The sequence below is a fragment of the Rothia sp. HMSC069D01 genome (assembly GCF_001810135.1).
Taxonomy (GTDB): Bacteria; Actinomycetota; Actinomycetes; order Actinomycetales; family Micrococcaceae; genus Rothia.
Genome location: NZ_KV800081.1, coordinates 1 through 707 on the forward strand (window position 1 = coordinate 1; position 707 = coordinate 707).

1 pseudogene is annotated in these 707 nt (G+C 49.8%); it reads right to left on the reverse strand.

Annotation, left to right across the window (positions count from 1 at the left end):
- Positions 1-413: pseudogene (locus tag HMPREF2710_RS01465) on the reverse strand (hypothetical protein); the annotation flags it as partial.
- Positions 414-707 lie beyond the last annotated feature (294 nt).

A 707-nucleotide genomic window follows, 5' to 3' on the forward strand; every position in this document is an offset into this window, starting at 1 on the left:
GAGGTTGCCTCATAGTATTCAATGCCGTCAATGGCGTTGAAGGGATAGACGGTCGTGCGTGCCGACCACATACGTTGCTCGATACCTTCGGGAGAAAGCTTCACATAAGCGACATGCACATAACGCAAAAAGGACATGAACATAGCCGATAGCAAAAAGCCCACTATGTCAACCCATATATCTATTGAATCCGGGCCGCCGTATATGTGGGCTACAAACGAAAGGCTGGGGAAGGCGGGGGTAAATATCATAATGAGAGCTTCGCCCTGATTAACTCGTCGAATATAAATACCCTCGCGCTGCCGCTTTTTATCTTTCCAGCGCTGCACTTCGTAATTGATGATGACGTAGAATGTCGCAACTGTCGCGACTAGAGCGAAGATACCCCAGAAGATAATGAGGAAAGTGCGCATGGTGGGTTCTCGTTTCGTGTGGTTGGTGAATATCCGGAAGTGCACCACCGGCAGGTGGAGTACTCTTCCCAAGGATACTCTATGTGTTTGAAAGCTCTGACACGTTGAAATGTTGAGCACTTTGATAGTGCTATGGGTTAGGCGGCCAAAAAGTTAACTCGGTGCAAGGCTCGGGTGAAGGCTGGGCGACCATTCACCAGCAGGTGGTGCTCAGGTGAGCTGCCACTGGTACGCAGAAAGCCCCTGAGCTGAGATGTCATCTTGAACTGCCTCCCGTTTCTTGGACAACAAAAA